Origin of the sequence: Chelonobacter oris, assembly GCF_000772535.1 — a bacterium.
Lineage (GTDB): Bacteria > Pseudomonadota > Gammaproteobacteria > Enterobacterales > Pasteurellaceae > Chelonobacter > Chelonobacter oris.
On sequence record NZ_JSUM01000003.1, the window covers coordinates 344,938 to 363,893 of the forward strand.

Sequence of the window (18,956 nt, forward strand, 5' to 3'; positions counted from 1 at the left end):
AATCAATTGACTTCTTTAAAGCGAATCAATTGCGCTTGTGTAAATTCGGGCGATTCGTCTTCATCATCTTGCCGGTGAAGCGGCGTCAGATCTTCTTTATCAAACGCAATATCACCTTCAATGCCCGGAATGATTTGCCCGCGGCGAATACGTTTAAAATCGAATAATGTCGGATCGCACAAGTGTGACGGTGTCACATTTTGTAGCGCACTGAACATGGTTTCAATCCGTCCCGGATATTGACGATCCCACGTTTGCAGCATCTCTTTCACTACCTGCCGCTGCAAATTCGGCTGTGAACCGCACAGATTACACGGAATAATCGGGAATTGCTTGGCAACGGCATATTTTTCAATATCTTTTTCTTTGCAATATGCCAACGGGCGAATCACGATTTGTTTGCCGTCGTCGCTAATCAGTTTCGGCGGCATACTTTTCAGTTTCCCGCCGTAGAACATGTTTAAAAACAGCGTTTCCAACATATCGTCACGGTGATGCCCCAACGCAATTTTGGTTGCGCCCAGTTCGGTTGCCGTGCGGTATAAAATCCCGCGCCGCAGGCGGGAGCAAAGCGAGCAAGTGGTTTTGCCTTCCGGAATTTTCTCTTTCACAATGCCGTAGGTGTTTTCTTCCACGATTTTGTATTCGATCCCTAAGCCGTTTAAATAGTTCGGTAGTACATCTTCGGGAAAACCCGGCTGTTTTTGATCCAGATTGACCGCCACAATATCAAAATGAATCGGAGCGCTTAGTTTTAAATTCAGCAGAATATCCAGCAGGGTGTAACTGTCTTTGCCGCCGGAGAGGCAAACCATCACCTTATCGCCTTCTTCAATCATCTTGAAATCGGCAATCGCATTGCCGACATTGCGACGCAGACGCTTATGCAGTTTGTTTAAATTATAGGTTTGTTTTTTCGTTAATTGGGCTTGTTCAGCCGTTTTGTCAGTTGTTTTCATGATTCGTTAAAAGTGCGGTTTTGCAAGTAAAAATCAGCGCATAGGATACTGGCTAACGGGCGGAAATGCTACTTTTTTATCGGTAATCCGCTGAAGACCGCACTTGGCGAAATACCTTTTAAGCTGTCAGCCCGAGAATTTTCGTGTACAATAACCTACTTTAATTTATACGGCTTTCTGACATTTTGAGTACACCCATGACTGAAACGGTACAAACAATTCCGGAATTGGTGAATTGGACGAAACAGCGTGAATTCTCGCTTAATTTGCCTACCGAGCGGTTAGCTTTTTTGCTGACGATTGCGATCTACAATAATGAACGAATTGACGGCGAGATGATCGAGCATGATCTGGTCGATATGTTTCGTTTGGTGTCCAATGAATTCGGACTGGCGGAAGAAACCCTGCAACAACGCGCCAACAATGCGATTAACGAACTGGTGAAACAGCGTTTTTTAAATCGCTTCAGCAGTGAATTCACCGAAGGGATTTCGATTTACCGTCTGACGCCGCTGGGTGTCGGCGTTTCCGATTACTATATCCGCCAGCGTGAATTTTCTGCATTGCGCCTGTCGGTGCAGCTTTCAATCGTGGCTGATGAAATTCAGCGCGCATCTTCTGCGGCGGAAGAGGACGGGGACGATCACCATTGGCGGCGCAATGTGTATGCACCGTTAAAATATTCGGTCGCCGAAATTTTTGACAGCATCGATTTATCGCAGCGGATCATGGACGAAAATCAACAAGGCATCAAAGAGCAGATTGCCGATTTGTTGACCAAAGACTGGCAGGCGGCGCTTATCAGTTGTGAGCAGTTGCTGGACGAAACGTCGGGCAATCTGCGCGAGTTGCAAGATACCCTTAACGCCGCCGGTGATAAACTGCAAGCACAGTTGTTACGGATTCAGGATTGTATTATCGGCCGTGCCGAACTGGATTTTGTCGATCAACTGCTCGTTAATCTGCAAGCCAAACTGGACAGAATCATCAGCTGGGGGCAGCAGGCGATTGACCTGTGGATCGGCTATGACCGCCATGTACACAAGTTTATTCGTACCGCAATCGATATGGACAAAAACCGAGTCTTTTCCCGCCGTTTACGCCAATCGATTCACCACTATTTTGATGCCCCTTGGTATTTGTGGACGACACAGGCCGAGCGGTTGGTCGATCTGCGTGATGAAGAGCTGGCATTGAGCGATGAAGATGCATTGGGCGAACTGCCGGACGAGCTGCAATACGAATCCTTATCCGATTTGCACGAACAGATTGTCGAACAGATGCAAACCCTACTGATTGCCTACCGTGAGCAGAATCAACCGATTGACTTAAGTCAAATTCTGCGCCAACAGCTTGAACAGTATCCGCTTTCCCGCCATTTTGATGTGGCAAGGATTATTGTCGATCAAGCGGTACGTTTGGGCATGGCAAACAGCGATTTCAGCGCGCGTTATCCGCAGTGGCAGGAAATCAACCGACACGGTGCCGAAGTGCAGGCACACGTGATAGACCAATATAAATAACTTAACCGAAACGAAAAAATGATGACCGAAACTTTTTCCCCTGATGTCATGCCCGCCAAATTGGCGACGGCAATTGCCAATCCGTTATTTCCGAATGTGGACAGTCAACTGCGTGCCGGTAAACATATCAGCATCGATGAGTTGGATAATCATGCCTTTTTGATGGATTTCCAATATGAATTGGAAGCCTTTTACCGCCGCTATAATGTCGAACTGATTCGTGCGCCGGAAGGCTTTTTCTATCTGCGTCCGAAATCCAGCACTTTAATCGGGCGCAGCGTATTGTCCGAGCTGGAAATGCTGGTCGGCAAAGTGCTGTGCTATCTCTATTTAAGCCCGGAACGCTTGGCGCAGCAAGGCATTTTCAGCAGTGAAGAAGTCTATGACGAGCTGCTGAATCTGGCAGATGAAGGGAAATTGCTGAAAGCGGTCAATCAGCGCTCTTCCGGTTCCGACTTGGATAAACAAAAACTGGCGGAAAAAATGCGGGCGGCGTTAAACCGCCTGCGCCGTTTGGGCATGATTACCACCGTCGGCGATCAATTCAGCGGAAAATTCGTCATTTCCGAATCGGTATTCCGTTTTGGCGCCGAAGTGCGGTCGGGCGATGATCCGTTGGAGGCGCAATTACGTCTGATTCGTGACGGCGAAGCGGCAAATGCACAATCTTTAAAAGAAGAGAAGCAAGCGGCAAAAACCGCACTTGCGGCATCGCTTGAACCGCAGCAATCAGGTGTAGGCGATGAGGACGACATTGAAAATGATGATCAGGGAGAGCGTGAATAATGAGCGAATTTGAACAACCACACGACGAATTGGCAAGTAACGTTACGCAAACCGTAACCCATCACGCACAAGACGTTGAACGCGGTAAATTCCGCTCGTTAACCTTGATCAACTGGAACGGTTTTTTTGCCCGAACCTTCGATTTGGACGAATTGGTCACCACACTTTCAGGCGGTAACGGTGCCGGAAAATCCACTACCATGGCGGGTTTTGTGACCGCATTGATTCCGGATTTAACCTTACTGCATTTCCGCAATACCACCGAAGCCGGTTCAACCGGCGGATCCCGTGATAAAGGCTTACACGGAAAATTACGCCCCGGCGTGTGTTATGCGGCGCTGGATACCTTAAATTCCCGCAATCAACGGGTGTTGGTCGGGGTGCGCCTGCAACAAGTTGCCGGACGGGACAAAAAAGTCGACATCAAATCGTTTTCGATTCAAGGGCTGCCGTTGTCAGTCGATCCGACCGCACTTTTCACTGAAGCCGTCAATGATCGGCAGGCGCGGGTGTTGGCGCTGAACGAATTAAAAGACAACGCGGAACAGGGCGGGGCGCAATTCAAACAATATAACTCGGTCACCGATTATCACAGCATGATGTTTGAATTGGGAATTATCCCGAAACGCCTGCGCTCCTCGTCCGACCGCAGCAAATTCTACAAATTGATCGAAGCCTCGCTTTACGGCGGGATTTCCAGTGCGATCACCCGTTCGTTACGTGATTACTTGTTGCCGGAAAATCCGGGCGTGCGCAAGGCGTTTCAGGATATGGAAGCGGCATTGCGTGAAAACCGCATGACGTTGGAAGCTATTAAAGTGACCCAGTCGGATCGTGATTTGTTCAAACATTTGATCAATGAATCCACCGCTTACGTTGCCGCCGACTATATGCGCAACGCCAACGATCGCCGTCACCATATCGACAGCGCCTTAAATTTCCGTCGCAGCTTGTTCGGTGCGAAACAGGAACAAATTTTTTCCGCACAAAAATTAATTGAATTAAGTCGTGAAGCAGCGGATTTGACCGAAAACGAAAAACGTTTGGAAGTGGATCATCAAAGTGCGGTCGATCACCTGAATTTGGTACAAAATGTTTTGCGCCATCAGGAAAAAATCAATCGCTATCAAGATGATGTCAACGAATTGCGCGAGAAGCTGGAAGAACAACAAATCGTAGTGGAAACCGCCGCCGAACAGCTTGAAGAAGCACAACAGCGTTTTGAACAAGGCGAAATGGAAATCGATCAGGTGCGTGGGCAACTGGCGGATTATCAGCAGGCGCTGGATGCACAGCAGACCCGCGCCTTGCAATATCAGCAAGCGGTAAAAGCGCTGGAAAAAGCTAAAGAGGTGTGCGGCTTAAATGAATTATCGCTGAAAAATATCGAACAGTACCATGAAGAATTCGAAGTACAGGTGGAAGAACTGACATCAAACGTGCTGCAATTGGAGCAGCGGCTTTCAGTGTCGGACGCCGCAAAATCGCAATTTGACAAAGCCTACCGCTTGCTGACGGCTATTGTGGGTGAAATTCCGCGCAACGCCGCTTGGGAACAGGCAAAAACCTTGTTGGCGGAATATCCGCAACAAAAAGCGCAGGCACAAAGTGCGGTCGGGTTGCGCAGCCGGTTAAACGAATTGGAACAGCGTTTAATGGCGCAGCAATCGGCACAACAGCTGTTACAGGAATTTAATCAACGCAGCGGCTTGCAACTGAGCGATTCGCAAGAACTGGATGAGTTTCACCTGCAACAACAAGATTTGGTTGACGAGCTGACCCATAACTTAGCGGAACAAGGCGAAAGCCGTTCTGCTTTACGTCAAAAGCGTGAACAATTGACCGCACTTTATCAGGAAAACGAGCGTAAAGCGCCCGCCTGGCTGACGGCGCAATCGGCGCTGGAGCGGCTGAGCGAGCAGAGCGGACAGCCATTCGGTGATAGCCAAGACGTGATGGATTTCATGCAGTTACAGCTGGAAAAAGAGCGTGAAAACACCATGCAGCGCGATCAGCTGCAATTGAAAAAGCAGCAGCTGGAACAACAAATCAGTCGTTTGAGCCAGCCGGACGGTTCGGAAGATGCCCGCCTGAACGCCTTGGCCGAACGCTTCGGCGGCGTATTGTTGTCGGAGCTTTATGACGATGTCCCCTTAGAAGATGCACCGTACTTTTCGGCATTATACGGCCCTGCACGCCATGCGATTGTAGTGCGGGATTTGGGGTCGGTGAAAAAACAGCTGCAACAATTGGACGATTGTCCGGACGATTTGTACCTGATTGAAGGCGATCCGGCGGCGTTTGACGATAACGTTTTTTCAGCGCAAGAACTGGAAAGCGGCGTGGTGGTGCAGGTTTCCGAGCGGGAAGTGCGCTATTCCAAATTTCCTGAAATACCGCTCTTTGGACGTGCGGCGCGTGAAAAACGCTTGGAATCGTTAACGGCGGAACTGGAAGCGGTCAACGAGCAGCACGCCCAACGGGCGTTCGACGTACAAAAATGCCAGCGTTTGCACCAGCAGTTCAGCCAATTTGTCGGGTTGCATTTGGCATTGGCGTTTTTGCCGAATCCGGAACAGGAAATGAAGCGAATTAATGCGCAGCGTAATGAACTGGATCGTGAATTAAATCAATTTGTTGCCGGTGAACAGCAAGTGCGGTTGCAGCTGGCGGACAGTAAAGAATTGGTACGCCTGCTGAATAAATTATCGCCGCAACTCGGCTTGTTGGCGGACGATACGCTACAAGATCGGATTGAGGAATACCGTGAACAGCTGCTGCTTGCCGAACAAGACGTGCAGTTTATCCGCCAATTCGGACAACAATTGCAGCAGCTCGAGCCGATTGCCGCCGCTTTACAAAGTGATCCGCAGCAATATGATGCATTAAGGCACGATTATCAAACCACGGTTGATCAGCAAAAACGGGCGCAGCAGTGTTTTTATGCGCTTTCCGACGTATTACAGCGTCGGGCGCATTTTGATTACGAGCAACAGCTGCAAAGCGAGGGTTCCGAACTGAATGAACAATTGCGGCAACGCTTGGCGCAATTACAGCGGCAACGGGAACAGCAACGCGATCAAATGCAACAAAAACAGAAACAGTTTGCTGAATTTAATCAAGTGCAGATTTCATTGCGCAGTTCACTTGATGCTAAAAATCATATGTTGCAGGAACTGTTGGAAGAGGTGGATAAAATCGGCGGTCGTGCCGATGAAGGCGCAGAACAACGTGCATTGCAACGCCGTGAGGAATTACATCAAGCGCTTTCCCAAAGTCGCCAACGGCGCAGTTATGTGGAAAAACAACTGACCTTGCTGGAATCGGAAAGTGAAAATCTGGTGCGGATCATTCGTAAAGCAGAGCGGGATTATCGCAGCCAACGTGAACTGGTGGTCGCCGCCAAAGTCAGCTGGTGTGTGGTGCTGCGCTTATCGCGCAACAGCGATGTCGAACGGCGCTTGAATAAACGTGAACTGGCGTATCTTTCCGCCGATGAATTGCGTTCCATGTCGGATAAGGCATTGGGGGCATTGCGCACGGCGGTGGCGGATAACGAATATTTGCGTGACAGCCTGCGTTTATCGGAGGATTCACGTAAACCGGAAAACAAAGTGCGGTTTTTCATTGCGGTATACCAGCACCTGCGTGAGCGGATTCGGCAGGATATTATCAAAACAGATGATCCGATCGATGCCATCGAGCAAATGGAAATCGAGCTTTCCCGTTTAACCGAAGAGCTGACCAATCGTGAACGTAAACTGGCGATCAGTAGCGAAAGCGTTGCCAATATCATGCGCAAAACCATTCAGCGTGAACAAAACCGCATCCGTATGCTGAATCAGGGCTTGCAAAATATTGCGTTCGGACAGGTAAAAAGTGTGCGCTTGGTGGTGAATATCCGTGATACCCACGCCATTTTGCTGAATGCCTTGTCGGGCGAGCGGGACGAGTATCAAGATTTATTCAACAACAACCAAATGACATTTTCTGAAGCGTTGGCGAAATTGTATCAACGCGTTAACCCGCACCTTGATATGGGGCAGCGCACGGCGCAAACCATCGGTGAAGAATTACTGGATTACCGTAATTATCTTGATCTGGAAGTGGAAGTCTACCGTGGTGCAGACGGTTGGCTGCGCGCCGAAAGTGGAGCATTATCCACCGGGGAAGCGATCGGAACAGGAATGTCAATCTTGTTAATGGTGGTGCAAAGCTGGGAAGAGGAATCACGCCGTATGCGCAGCAAAGATATTCTGCCGTGCCGCTTGCTGTTCCTCGACGAAGCCGCCCGGTTAGACGCAAAATCCATTTCAACGTTGTTTGAACTGTGCGAACGTTTGGATATGCAGCTTCTGATTGCCGCGCCGGAAAACATCAGTCCGGAAAAAGGCACAACCTACAAATTAGTCCGTAAAATCGCCCATAATCACGAATACGTTCATGTGGTCGGCTTGCGAGGGTTCGGAGCAACGGAGTAGGGTTAAAAGTGCGGTTAGAGTGGATATTTTAACCGCACTTTAATCATCAAATTTAAAATTTATTCATAGCCGACTTTATCGGTAGAAAAGGAAAATCCATGCACAACCTCGCTATTGCCGTTCTTTGTAGCGTTATTGTTTCTGTTTTTTTAAAAGTGGCGCGTAAGCAGAATATCAATATTACTCAAGCGATTGCGTTTAATTATATTATGGCAATCGGGCTGAGTTATTATTTTTTAAAGCCGAATTTTGCCGGACAGTCGTTGGGTGAAGTGGTGGCGCAGAATGAATATGCCTACCTTTTCCTGGCACTGGGGATTTTGTTGCCGACGGTGTTTATTGTGATGTCAAGAGCGGTGGAAAGTGCGGGGATCGTGCGATCTGATGCGGCGCAACGCTTGTCATTATTTTTGCCTATTTTAGCGTCGTTTACCATTTTTAATGAGGTTCTAATCCAAAGTAGGGCGATCAGTTTAGTGTTGGCGTTTACCGCACTTTTATGCCTATTGTGGAAAAAAAGTGATAAGCAACCTGAAGCAGGGCGTGGTTGGCTGAATTTGCTATTGGTGTGGCTCGGCTATGGTGTGATTGATATTCTGTTTAAGCAAATGGCGAAAACCGGTGGGGCGTTTCCGCTGACGCTATTTGTTTCATTTTGCCTTGCCGCTTGTGTGATTTTTATTTATTTATTGGTTAAACAAACCCGTTGGCACGGTAAAAGTATGTTAGGCGGCTTACTGCTCGGCACACTGAATTTCATGAATATCTTGTTTTATATCAAAGCACATCAAAACTACAGTGATAATCCGACCTTGGTGTTTGCCGGCATGAATATCGGTGTGATCTGCTTAGGCACATTGACCGGCGCTTGGCTGTTTAAAGAAAAAATCAATAAAGCCAATGCGATTGGTATCGTCTTGGGAATCGTGTCGATTTTTTGTCTGTTTTATTTGGATAAACTGGTGGCGTAAGCGATGGCGGATTTCAGTTTCTTTATTTACGATTTTGAGAGTTTCGGGATCGATCCGTCGCGCGATCGTCCGGCACAATTTGCCGGTATTCGTACCGATAAGGACTTCAACATCATCGGTGAACCGGTGATGTTTTATTGTAAACAGACTACGGATTACCTGCCGCACCCGGCGGCAGTGATGGTGACCGGCATTACGCCGCAATTGTGCAATCAACAGGGCATGGACGAACCGGAATTTGCCGCACGGATTCTGGCGGAATTCAGTCGGCCGAACACCTGCGTTATGGGGTATAACAATATTCGTTATGATGACGAAATGACCCGTTACACCTTTTTCCGTAATTTTATCGATCCCTATGAATATAGTTGGAAAAACGGTAATTCACGTTGGGATTTGCTTGATGTGCTGCGCGCCTGTTATGCGTTACGGCCGGAGGGAATTAACTGGGTTTATGATGAAGGGCTGCCGTCATTCAAGTTGGATCGCCTGACCAAAGCCAACGGCATCGAACACGAAAATGCACATGATGCGATGGCGGATGTGTATGCCACGATTGCGATGGCGAAGCTGGTTAAGCAAAAACAACCGCGGTTGTTTGATTATTTCTTCAATTTACGCAACAAAAGAGCGGTCGAAAAACTGATTGATACCGCCGAAATGATGCCGTTGGTGCATGTTTCCGGCATGTTGGGCAACTATCGCGGCAATACCGCACTTGTTGCGCCGCTGGCGTGGCATCCGAGCAATAATAATGCGGTGATTGTGTGTGATTTAAGTGCCGATTTAAGTGATTTATTGGCGCTGAATGCTGAAACCCTCAGCGTGCGGTTATACAGCAAAAAAACAGATTTGGAACGGCAGAATATTTTGCCTGTGCCGTTAAAATTGGTACATATCAACAAATGTCCGATTGTCGCCCCGGAAAAAACCTTATTACCGCAAAATGCGCAACGATTGGGCATCGATCGGGAAAAATGCCGGCAAAATTTACAGCTGTTACAGCAATCGTTTGAAATTCGGGACAAAGTCATCTCGATTTTTAGCGAGCAACGTGATTATCCGGCAGACATTAATGTCGAAACCGCACTTTATGACGGTTTTTTCAGTGATGCCGATAAGCGCAATTTGCAAATTTTGCGCAGACTGGATACCGAGCAATTAAAAAATCCTGATTTAACATTCGAGGATAAACGTATTCCTGAATTATTGTTTCACTATCGGGCCCGCCATTTTTATCCTTCCCTCAATCGTGCCGAACAGATTAAATGGCAAAAATACCGCATGTTGAAATTGGAACAGAATGCAGCGGCGTTTGCGCAAGCATTGCAGGAGCTTGCCGCATTACACCATGATAATCCTGAAAAAATGGCATTATTGCAGCAGGTTTATGAATACGGCGAAAGATTATTGAGATAGTAAAATCCCCACCGTAGTGGGGATGATTATATCGAGCAATGCTTGCTTCGAATTAGAATGATGCGTTACGCGGATAACGCGGGAACGGGATAACATCGCGGATATTTTGTACGCCGGTGACGTAAACAATCAGACGCTCGAAACCCAGACCGAAACCGGCGTGCGGTACGCTGCCGTAACGGCGCAAATCGCGATACCACCCGTAATCTTCTTTGTTGAGTCCCATGTCGGCTAAGCGTTGATCCAGCACTTCCAAGCGCTCTTCACGTTGTGAACCGCCGATTATTTCACCGATTCCCGGCGCCAACACGTCCATGGCGGCAACAGTTTTGCCGTCGTCATTCAGACGCATATAGAATGCCTTGATGTCTTTCGGATAGTTTTTCACCACGACTGGGGAGTTGAAATATTCTTCCGCCAGATAGCGCTCGTGTTCGGACGACAAGTCGATACCCCATTCCACCGGGAATTCAAAATGTTTGCCGGATTTCAGCAACACATCGATCGCATCGGTATAGTCGATTTGGGCGAAATCGGAGGCAATAAATTTTTCCAGCCGGGTGATGACGTCTTTATCGACACGTTCGGCAAAGAACTTCAGATCATCGGCACGTTCTTCCAACACCGCTTTGAACACATATTTCAGCATCGCTTCCGCTAAAGCGGCATTGTCCGCCAGATCGGCAAACGCCACTTCCGGTTCCACCATCCAAAATTCCGCCAAATGGCGGGTAGTATTGGAATTTTCCGCACGGAAAGTCGGGCCGAAGGTATAGATTTTACTGAGCGCACAAGCATATGTTTCGCCGTTTAGCTGGCCGGAAACGGTTAAAAAGGATTCTTTACCGAAGAAATCCTGTTTAAAATCCACCAGTCCGTCATCACCACGCGGCAGATTTTCCAAATCCAAGGTTGAAACACGGAACATTTCGCCGGCACCTTCGGTATCCGAGGCGGTGATCACCGGCGTCGCCACCCAATAAAAGCCTTGTTCATGGAAAAAACGGTGGATTGCTTGTGCCAAACAGTGGCGCACACGGGCAACGGCGCCGATGAGATTAGTACGCGGGCGCAGATGCGCCACTTCGCGCAAATATTCGACACTGTGGCGCTTGGCTGCCATCGGATAGGTTTCCGGATCGTCTACCCAGCCGGTGACCGTGACATCTTGTGCTTGTAATTCAACGGATTGCCCTTGCCCTTGTGATTCTACCACGGTTCCGGTAACAATAACGGAACAACCGGCGGTCAGGTTTAACACTTCGTCCTGATAATTGGCAAGATGGTTGCCGGCAATCGCTTGAATCGGATCAAAACAAGAGCCGTCATAGACCGCCAAAAAAGAGAATCCCGCCTTGGAGTCGCGGCGGGTTCGAATCCAGCCGCGCACGGTAATTGTTTCGCCTACGGAGATTTTCCCTTGCAAAACAGCATTTACAGATGAAATTTTAGCCATTTTTTCCTCAAATCAGATAAAGATAAACGTTCGCTCTAGTTTACTGATTCCGGACGAAAATACAATGTGTAACAAAGGAAATAAACCGCTTTACGATAACGGGTTAGAGAATATTTATTGGGTCGAAGATTCTTTCGAAATCGTGAGCTGATTAGCATATTTGACAATATCTTATTGTAATTAAATAAATAAATGCGTATAAAAGAGGCTGTTAAAAACGGCGTCACTGCCGTGAATGTTATTGGAAGAAGAGAACATATGCCAAAACTAAAACAAGAAGGTGTTAACCGTATAAATTTACAGCATTTAGGGTCAATATATCGTTTAATCGAACAGTTTGAACTGATTTCAAGGATTGATTTATCCAAAATTTCAGGATTTGCTCCGGCCAGTATCACCAATCTGACCAGAGAGTTGATCAATTCGCAGTTTGTGATTGAAAGAGCGGTACAAAATACCATTGTCCGCGGTCGCCCTGCGGTCGGGATTTGTCTGTCTCCGTTTTATTGGCACTATCTGGCGGTAACGTTGAGTGAAAAAAGCTTGGATATCAGTTTATGCGAGCTTAACGGAAAATTGGTTCGGCACCTTCAGGTGGCGTTGGATAAAAACGTAACGTTGGAAGCATTTATCGGCAACGCTATTCAGGCATTTCTGAAAAAATATCATGAAGAGACCAACCATATTCTGGCTTGTTCACTCTGTATTCTCGGCCGGATCGACAAGTTTGAGAAGCGGGTTTACCTCGGCTCGGAAGAACTCAATCCGGATTTGCAGGAAGCACTACAGGCAGGGTTTAAATTCCCGATTATCGTGGCGGAACATTTTTCGATGTGGACCTTCGCCGAAAGCCATTTGGGCAATGCGATTAATTGCGATAACGTGATTTTTTTGCAGTTTGACGATGCTATCAATATCAGTGTGCTGAGCGAAGGCAAAATGATAAAAAACGAGAAACAGAAACGCATGAATATCGACAAAGTGTCGTTGCCGAAAATCAGTGAGCTGAGCGACAGCATTGCGTTTGATGTGCCGGAAATGGAAAGGCATTATCTGTATAACCAAGTCAGTAATAAAGCGATCTATCAGTTGGTCGATTTATTGTTGCCGAACGATTTGCCGAACGATTTGCCGAACGATGAAAGTAAAATTCGTTTCCTGTGTGAACAGGCACAGCAAGGAAACGGCGAAGCGGTCAGAATCATTCATCATCTGGCGGACAATGTCTCTTATTTGCTGATGTATCTGACTAATATTTTTGCTTCTGAAAAAATCATGATTAACACCCGTTTATTATCGGTTAAAGATCTGTTTTTGCAACGGCTGGCACTGAAATTACAAGATGCGTTGCTGTCCGACGAGCAGCAGGTAGAGATCATCACCTCAAAATTCAGTTGGAATGATCCGGCGATTGCATCGTCGGCCATTAAGCAAAAACTGTATAACGGCGAATTATTTGCCAATCTGGTGCGCTGATTTGGATCTATCTACCGAAAACTTGTGTTAGCTCAATAAATTACTTTTCGTTTTTGCTTAGAATTTTCCCGTATAGCGAATAGAGAGGGAAAATTATGAGTTGTTTTTTTATCACCGGCACGGATACCGGTGTTGGCAAGACGGTTGCGAGCCGAGCGATTATTCAGGCGCTGCAAAAACAGGGATGCCAAATTGTCGGCTATAAACCGATTGCCTGCGGTGACGGCGGCTATCATCCCTATTTAGATACGCCGGCGGCACAAAACGGGAAGCAAAACGGTGATGTTTTAACATTGTTGGAAAGCAGTGCGCAACCGTTGCAGTACCATGATATTAACAGTTATACCATGCCGTTGGAGCAAGAACCCGGCTTAAACGAATTTTTGGAGCAACCGCAGGTTATTCGGATTGAAAAGCTCAACAGTGATTTGCAACGCTTGACTTCGCGTTATCAATCGGTGTTGGTTGAAGGGACATTCGGCTGGCTGACCCCGATAAACCGCACTTTGGATTTTTCCGACTGGGTGGTACAGCAGCAGATGCCGGTGGTGCTGGTGGTGGGGATCAAGGAAGGCTGCATCAATCACGCGTTATTGACGGTGCAGGCGATTGAAAAGAGCGGTGTGCCGCTGATCGGCTGGGTGGCGAATCGGATTAATCCGGGTTTAAGCAATTACAGCGCCATTATCGAGCTGCTCCGCCTTAAAATTGATGCGCCGCTGCTGGGGCAAATACCGTATTTGTATCAGCCTGAAAAACTGGATTTATCCGATTTTATGACCAATATCGAACGTTTGGGCTATTTGCAGACAGTGCGCTAAACAGATAATCCCGTCAAACGATAAAAGTGCGGTATTACATTTGATGTAATACCGCACTTGCCTATTCGGCGATAGCGTTATGCGCCATAGAAAAATGTTGCCGTTGCGCCGCCGTCAATCAAGAAATCCGCACCGGTGATATAGCCGCCTTCTTGTCCCATGATTAATGCCGCCAATGCCGCGACTTCGTCCGGCGTGCCGCCACGTTTTGCAGGCTGGTTGGCAAGCATATTTCGGTAGAACGCTTTACGTTCGCCGTTCAGCTCGTCATTGGCAAGCGGAGTATGGATAATGCCGGGGCTGATACAATTCACTCTTGCCCCCCGTTCCGCCCAGCGCACGGCTTCGGCTTGAACCCGCAGGCTGTTGCCGCGTTTGGCGGTTTGGTAAGCGAGCAGGGTATCGTTGATCTCCGCCAGCATCGGTAATGCCAAAAGCGCATCACTCGGCGTTACGGCAAGCAAGCGATCTTGCTCCGGGGTGAGCGCCGCCAAACGGTGACCGGATTGTGAACCAATCACAATCCCACAGCCGCCTTGCGCAATAACGTTACCGAAAATCTCCAAAAACAGTGCCGTTCCGTATAGATCTACGTTCAGAATCATGTCAACCGGTGCTTGCGAAGGCGACACGCCCGCTGAATTGACAACATATTTAACCTTTCCCAGCGTTGCCGCTTGTTCGGCAAGTCGGGTAAGTGACGGACGATCCGTGATATTGACTTGTGCGCTACTGCATTCAAAGCCGGCGGTTCGTAATGTTTCAGCCGCTTTCTCAGCCTGTTCGGCGTGTAAATCAGCACATAAAATATGTTTGCCGGCGCCGATACGGCGGGCAATGGCTTGAGCGATAGCGCCTGAGCCGACAATGACGATAATCTCTTTCATTTTTGATCCTAATATGTTGTAAATAAGTTGGATTATTTTTCCATCACAATACGAAAACCGATACTGATGCCGCGATAATCGGGGCTGTAAGGCTTGCGAAACGCACTGCGCCAGCTGGTGGCAGTGTTGTGCCAACTGCCGCCGCGCACGGTTTTATCCCTGCCGGACGGTGCGCCCTGCGGATCCGTTTGGGCGGTAGGGGAGTGGCGTGACGTAAACCAGTCATTAACCCATTCCCAAGCATTTCCGTGTACATCATACAGACCCCACGGATTAGGGCGTTTTTGCCCGACAGGGTGTGTGCCGCCACGGCTGAAATCCTCACCGAACCAAGCATAATTTCCGAGTTCTTGCTCGTTATCGCCGAAAGAATAGGCGGTTTGGCTGCCGGCTCGCGCCGCATATTCCCATTCCGCTTCAGTCGGTAAACGGTAGTGATGGTCAGCGTCAAGCTGATTGAGCCGATTTAAAAACGCTTGGGCATCGTTCCAAGATACCGTTGCAGGATGATTCGGACGTGTGATCCGCTCTTTCATGCCCGGCAGTTGATAATAAGGGTTGGAACGAGTGCGCTGATAAGGGGGCTCACCCATAATTTTTTCCCATTCGGCCTGAGTTACTTCGTATTTACCGATATAAAACGCCTTGCTGATCGTCACTTGGTGTTGTGCTTTTTCTACATCATATGCCTGCGGATCATCAGCGGCGGATCCCATCAGGAATGTGCCGGCCGGAATTTCGACAAATTCCATACCGATCGTATTGGTATAGTGTTGAACGGCATGGGCGAAAGCAGCGGTTGTTATGCTGAATGTCAAGCCAAGCAGCGTGGTGTATTTTTTCATTGACAGTCCCTGTATTGTTAAAACAGGGGGATTCTAACAGTAAATGATTTGTGCAATTAAGTGGGGTAAGTTGATTGACCTTATGAATTTCATTCATTAATGGTTTGAGAAGCGGTGTGAGCATGGGATTGTGCCGACACCGTATAATAAGAATAGCGTGGTGTTATTCTTTCCAGATAACGTGATATTCAGGATTATTCTGATCATGTGAAATCAATACCTTAGCAAAGATATCGTCCATTTCATCGTGGTCGTTGACCAAGCCGACCCAGACTTCGGCATAAGCATCGGGATCGATTAATACCCCGATTTCCTCGTCCCAATTTTCAGCGGTTTCGACCATCTCCACCGCACCGCGTTCTTCAAATTGCAGATTAAACAGCAAAATATCCGCCGGATCGAGATTTTCTTCCGCCATTTCAAGAAAGATATCGTAGGCGGTATCAATCGCACTGTCAGGATCAAGTTTGTTTGGCATTATCGTTTCCTTATCAGTCATCAAAGTGCGGTTAGGATACCTTTTCTGCGTTTGAAAACCAATATTTTTAACCGCACTTTTCCTCAATCAGATAAAAAACAGCCCCGTTATCAGAGATCACGGGGCAATCAAGATGAAAACGTTAACCTCTGATTAACCGGTGTTGCGCATACCGGCGGCAATGCCGGTGATAGTGATCATCAGCGCCTGATTCAGTTGCGAATCCTGCTGTTCTTCAGGCTGTTGACGCAGACGCTGCAACAGTTCTACCTGCAACAGATTAAGCGGATCGGTATACACATTGCGCAATGCAATTGATTGGGCGACCCAAGGTAAATCGTCCATCAACTGATCTTTATGTGACAGCTCCAATAACGTTTTCACGTCGGCTTGCAATTGTTGGCGCAATGCGCTGCCCAAGCGCCATAAAGTCGGTTCGACCAAACGCTGATCATAATATTCCGTCAGCCACAAATCGGTTTTACTGAATACCATTTCCAACATGCCGATACGGGTAGAGAAGAACGGCCAGCTCCGGCACATCTCTTCCACCACCGCACTTTTGCCGTTATCCAGCAACTGTTGAATCGCCGCGCCGGCGCCCAACCAAGCAGGCAGCATTAAGCGGTTTTGCATCCAAGCAAAAATCCACGGAATGGCACGCAGACTTTCGACTCCGCCTTTCGGGTTACGTTTGGCAGGGCGTGAGCCCAACGGCAAGCGCGATAATTCCTGTTCCGGCGTGGCGGAGCGGAAATACGGTACGAAATCGGGTTGTTCACGCACAATGTTGCGGTAAATATCACAAGAGATAACCGAGAGTTCGTCCATAATACCGCGCCATTCTGTTTTCGGCTCCGGCGGCGGTAACAGGTTGGCTTCCAGAATGGCACTGGCATAGAGTTCCAGACTATTGATGGCGACTTGCGGCAAGCCCAGTTTAAAACGAATCATTTCGCCCTGTTCAGTGACGCGCAAACCGTTTTTCAGGGATTTTGGCGGTTGTGAAAGCAGGGCGGCGTGTGCCGGCGCACCGCCGCGGCCGATTGTACCGCCGCGACCGTGGAACAAGGTCAGTTCAATATGCAGTCTTTCGCACAAATTGACCAATGCTTCCTGCGCGCGATACTGCGCCCATGACGCCGCCATCATACCGGCATCTTTGGCGGAGTCGGAATAACCGATCATCACCATCTGTTTATTATTGATAAAACCGCGATACCAGCCGACATTAAACAATTCTTCCATTACCGATTGCGAATTGTCCAAATCTTCCAGCGTTTCAAACAGCGGCACGACCGGAATCGTTTTAGTGCAGCCTGCTTCTTTCAATAACAGGTGTACCGCAAGGACATCGGAAGCGAATTTTGCCATGGAAATCACATAGGCTGAAATCACACCCTCGTGTTGTTCCGCCACCACTTTACAGGTGTCTAAAATCTCTTTGGTTTCTTCGCTCGGCGACCACTCAATCGGAATCAACGGTCGGCGAGAATTCAGTTCTCTGATCAGAAAGGCTTGTTTGTCCGCTTCGCTCCATTGCGCATAATCCCCCAATCCGATATAACGGGTGACTTCTGCAATCGCCATACTGTGGCGAGTGCTTTCCTGACGGATATCCAGCTGTGACAACGTCACACCAAAGCAGCGGATACGGCGCAACGTATCCAACAGCAAGCCGTTGGCGATAATCCGCATACCGCACTTGGAAAGGGAAGTGTAGCAGTCAAACAGCGGTTCCCACAGTTGTTCGTTTTTGGTAATGATCTGTTCGGCGGTGGTACGCGGCTGGCGATCCGCCAACAAGTCGTTATAGTGATTTTGGGTTAATTTCAGTTTGGCACGCAGATCTTTAACGATATAACGGTACGGTTCCTGATGTTCGCCGTATTTGGCTTTAAATTCCTCGGTGGCTTCAACCATCGATAATTCGTCGGATAATAATTTAATATCTTCTAAAAATAATTCTGCCGCTTTAGCTCTCGCCAGATTTAATACGCTGCGGGTCACGGTGCTGGTAACAAACGGGTTGCCGTCTCGGTCTCCGCCCATCCAAGAAGAGAATTTGACCGGTGTAAAATCAACCGGCAATGTCACGTTTAAATGCTCTTTGCTGCTGTCGTTCAATTGGCGCAAAAACATCGGCACGGCAGTCCACAGGCTGTTTTCAATCACGGAATAACCCCATTTCGCTTCCTCGAACGGTGTCGGGCGCTGAGTGCGGATTTCGTTGGTGTGCCAAGCTTCGGCAATCAATTGCAGCAAGCGCCGTTCAATAGCGGTGCGTTCTTTCACGGTTAAATCGGAATGTTCCAATTTGCTTAGGCATTTATTGATTTCAACGTGTTTGTGCGTTAACGAGCGGCGGGTCACTTCCGTCGGGTGTGCGGTCAGCACCAATTCAATCAACAAATTGTCAACCGCACTTAGCACCTCTTCCTGCTTGATGCCTTGTGCCTTCAACTTGCTGAACAGACTGCCGATTGAACGTCGGCTGGATTCCAAATCGTCATGATGACGGGAAATGGTCTGATATTGTTCGGCAATATTGGTCAGATTCAGAAAATGGCTGAAAGCGCGCGCAACCGGAATAATATTATCGTTAGAAATAGTGGCAAGCGTTTCCAGCAGTTCTTGCCGTGCTTTGTCGTTGCCGGCTCGAGAGTTTCGGGAAAGCACCCGAATATTTTCGATTAAATCAAGAATATCACTGCCTTGCGCATCGCTGATGGTTTCACCTAAAAATCGCCCCAACATGCTGACGTTATTACGCATTTCGCTATACTGCTGAATCATAGTTTGTTCCTTATTCAGAAAGTCAATTTTAAAATTTAGAATCTGTGATAGATATAAC

The 18,956-nt window shown here is 48.0% G+C and carries 13 protein-coding genes; 7 read left to right on the forward strand and 6 right to left on the reverse strand.

The window, feature by feature from the left end; translation table 11 throughout:
* Nucleotides 1-2: 2 nt before the first annotated feature.
* The gene (ttcA, locus tag OA57_RS03020) at nt 3-959 is read right to left on the reverse strand and encodes a tRNA 2-thiocytidine(32) synthetase TtcA (RefSeq protein WP_034613242.1); all 957 of its coding nucleotides are present in this window, start codon (nt 957-959) and stop codon (nt 3-5) included.
* A gap of 197 nt (nt 960-1,156) precedes the next feature.
* Between ttcA and mukF the strand changes: the two genes are divergently transcribed.
* The 5 genes from mukF (at nt 1,157) to sbcB (ending at nt 10,139) form a co-directional block, all read left to right on the forward strand.
* Nucleotides 1,157-2,482, forward strand: a complete 1,326-nt coding sequence (gene mukF, locus OA57_RS03025; protein WP_034613244.1) for a chromosome partition protein MukF — start codon at nt 1,157-1,159, stop codon at nt 2,480-2,482.
* A gap of 21 nt (nt 2,483-2,503) precedes the next feature.
* On the forward strand, nt 2,504-3,268 hold the full coding sequence (mukE, locus tag OA57_RS03030) for a chromosome partition protein MukE (protein WP_034613247.1): 765 nt from the start codon (nt 2,504-2,506) through the stop codon (nt 3,266-3,268).
* Nucleotides 3,268-7,749, forward strand: a complete 4,482-nt coding sequence (gene mukB, locus OA57_RS03035; protein ID WP_034613249.1) for a chromosome partition protein MukB — start codon at nt 3,268-3,270, stop codon at nt 7,747-7,749. Before mukE ends, mukB begins: the two co-directional genes overlap by 1 nt.
* A gap of 98 nt (nt 7,750-7,847) precedes the next feature.
* Complete coding sequence (locus OA57_RS03040) at nt 7,848-8,720, forward strand: EamA family transporter (protein ID WP_034613251.1); 873 nt, start codon at nt 7,848-7,850, stop codon at nt 8,718-8,720.
* Between the two features lie 3 nt (nt 8,721-8,723).
* Nucleotides 8,724-10,139, forward strand: a complete 1,416-nt coding sequence (sbcB, locus tag OA57_RS03045; RefSeq protein WP_034613255.1) for an exodeoxyribonuclease I — start codon at nt 8,724-8,726, stop codon at nt 10,137-10,139.
* Nucleotides 10,140-10,191: 52 nt separating this feature from the next.
* Here the strand turns inward: sbcB and asnS are convergent, their stop codons facing one another.
* The gene (gene asnS, locus OA57_RS03050; RefSeq protein ID WP_034613257.1) at nt 10,192-11,595 is read right to left on the reverse strand and encodes an asparagine--tRNA ligase; all 1,404 of its coding nucleotides are present in this window, start codon (nt 11,593-11,595) and stop codon (nt 10,192-10,194) included.
* A gap of 258 nt (nt 11,596-11,853) precedes the next feature.
* Here asnS and OA57_RS03055 point away from each other — a divergent pair, with 258 nt between their 5' ends.
* Nucleotides 11,854-13,071 carry an ROK family protein gene (locus OA57_RS03055; RefSeq protein WP_052122344.1) on the forward strand — a complete coding sequence of 406 codons (1,218 nt, stop codon included), beginning with the start codon at nt 11,854-11,856 and terminating at the stop codon, nt 13,069-13,071.
* A gap of 95 nt (nt 13,072-13,166) precedes the next feature.
* Nucleotides 13,167-13,892: a dethiobiotin synthase gene (bioD, locus tag OA57_RS03060; RefSeq protein ID WP_034613260.1), complete on the forward strand. Its 726-nt coding sequence runs from the start codon at nt 13,167-13,169 to the stop codon at nt 13,890-13,892.
* A 77-nt stretch (nt 13,893-13,969) separates the two neighbouring features.
* On the opposite strand, the gene OA57_RS03065 is transcribed toward bioD, so the two are convergent.
* From OA57_RS03065 to ppc, 4 genes are all read right to left on the reverse strand, one after another.
* The gene (locus OA57_RS03065; RefSeq protein ID WP_034613262.1) at nt 13,970-14,779 is read right to left on the reverse strand and encodes an SDR family oxidoreductase; all 810 of its coding nucleotides are present in this window, start codon (nt 14,777-14,779) and stop codon (nt 13,970-13,972) included.
* A 32-nt stretch (nt 14,780-14,811) separates the two neighbouring features.
* Nucleotides 14,812-15,624, reverse strand: a complete 813-nt coding sequence (locus OA57_RS03070) for a formylglycine-generating enzyme family protein (RefSeq protein WP_052122345.1) — start codon at nt 15,622-15,624, stop codon at nt 14,812-14,814.
* A gap of 163 nt (nt 15,625-15,787) precedes the next feature.
* Nucleotides 15,788-16,102 (reverse strand): HI1450 family dsDNA-mimic protein, encoded by a 315-nt coding sequence (locus OA57_RS03075; RefSeq protein ID WP_200883587.1) that lies wholly within the window; start codon nt 16,100-16,102, stop codon nt 15,788-15,790.
* 153 nt (nt 16,103-16,255) lie between these two features.
* Nucleotides 16,256-18,898, reverse strand: a complete 2,643-nt coding sequence (gene ppc / locus OA57_RS03080) for a phosphoenolpyruvate carboxylase (RefSeq protein WP_034613267.1) — start codon at nt 18,896-18,898, stop codon at nt 16,256-16,258.
* Nucleotides 18,899-18,956 lie beyond the last annotated feature (58 nt).

Bases quoted from the DNA above. Each gene is read 5' to 3' on its own strand.
- mukF (WP_034613244.1), top strand. From the start codon at position 1,157: ATGACTGAAACGGTACAAACAATTCCGGAATTGGTGAATTGGACGAAA.
- OA57_RS03055 (WP_052122344.1), top strand. From the start codon at position 11,854: ATGCCAAAACTAAAACAAGAAGGTGTTAACCGTATAAATTTACAGCAT.
- OA57_RS03075 (WP_200883587.1), bottom strand. From the start codon at position 16,102: ATGCCAAACAAACTTGATCCTGACAGTGCGATTGATACCGCCTACGAT.
- OA57_RS03065 (WP_034613262.1), bottom strand. From the start codon at position 14,779: ATGAAAGAGATTATCGTCATTGTCGGCTCAGGCGCTATCGCTCAAGCC.
- mukE (WP_034613247.1), top strand. From the start codon at position 2,504: ATGACCGAAACTTTTTCCCCTGATGTCATGCCCGCCAAATTGGCGACG.
- bioD (WP_034613260.1), top strand. From the start codon at position 13,167: ATGAGTTGTTTTTTTATCACCGGCACGGATACCGGTGTTGGCAAGACG.
- ppc (WP_034613267.1), bottom strand. From the start codon at position 18,898: ATGATTCAGCAGTATAGCGAAATGCGTAATAACGTCAGCATGTTGGGG.
- sbcB (WP_034613255.1), top strand. From the start codon at position 8,724: ATGGCGGATTTCAGTTTCTTTATTTACGATTTTGAGAGTTTCGGGATC.
- OA57_RS03070 (WP_052122345.1), bottom strand. From the start codon at position 15,624: ATGAAAAAATACACCACGCTGCTTGGCTTGACATTCAGCATAACAACC.
- asnS (WP_034613257.1), bottom strand. From the start codon at position 11,595: ATGGCTAAAATTTCATCTGTAAATGCTGTTTTGCAAGGGAAAATCTCC.
- OA57_RS03040 (WP_034613251.1), top strand. From the start codon at position 7,848: ATGCACAACCTCGCTATTGCCGTTCTTTGTAGCGTTATTGTTTCTGTT.
- mukB (WP_034613249.1), top strand. From the start codon at position 3,268: ATGAGCGAATTTGAACAACCACACGACGAATTGGCAAGTAACGTTACG.
- ttcA (WP_034613242.1), bottom strand. From the start codon at position 959: ATGAAAACAACTGACAAAACGGCTGAACAAGCCCAATTAACGAAAAAA.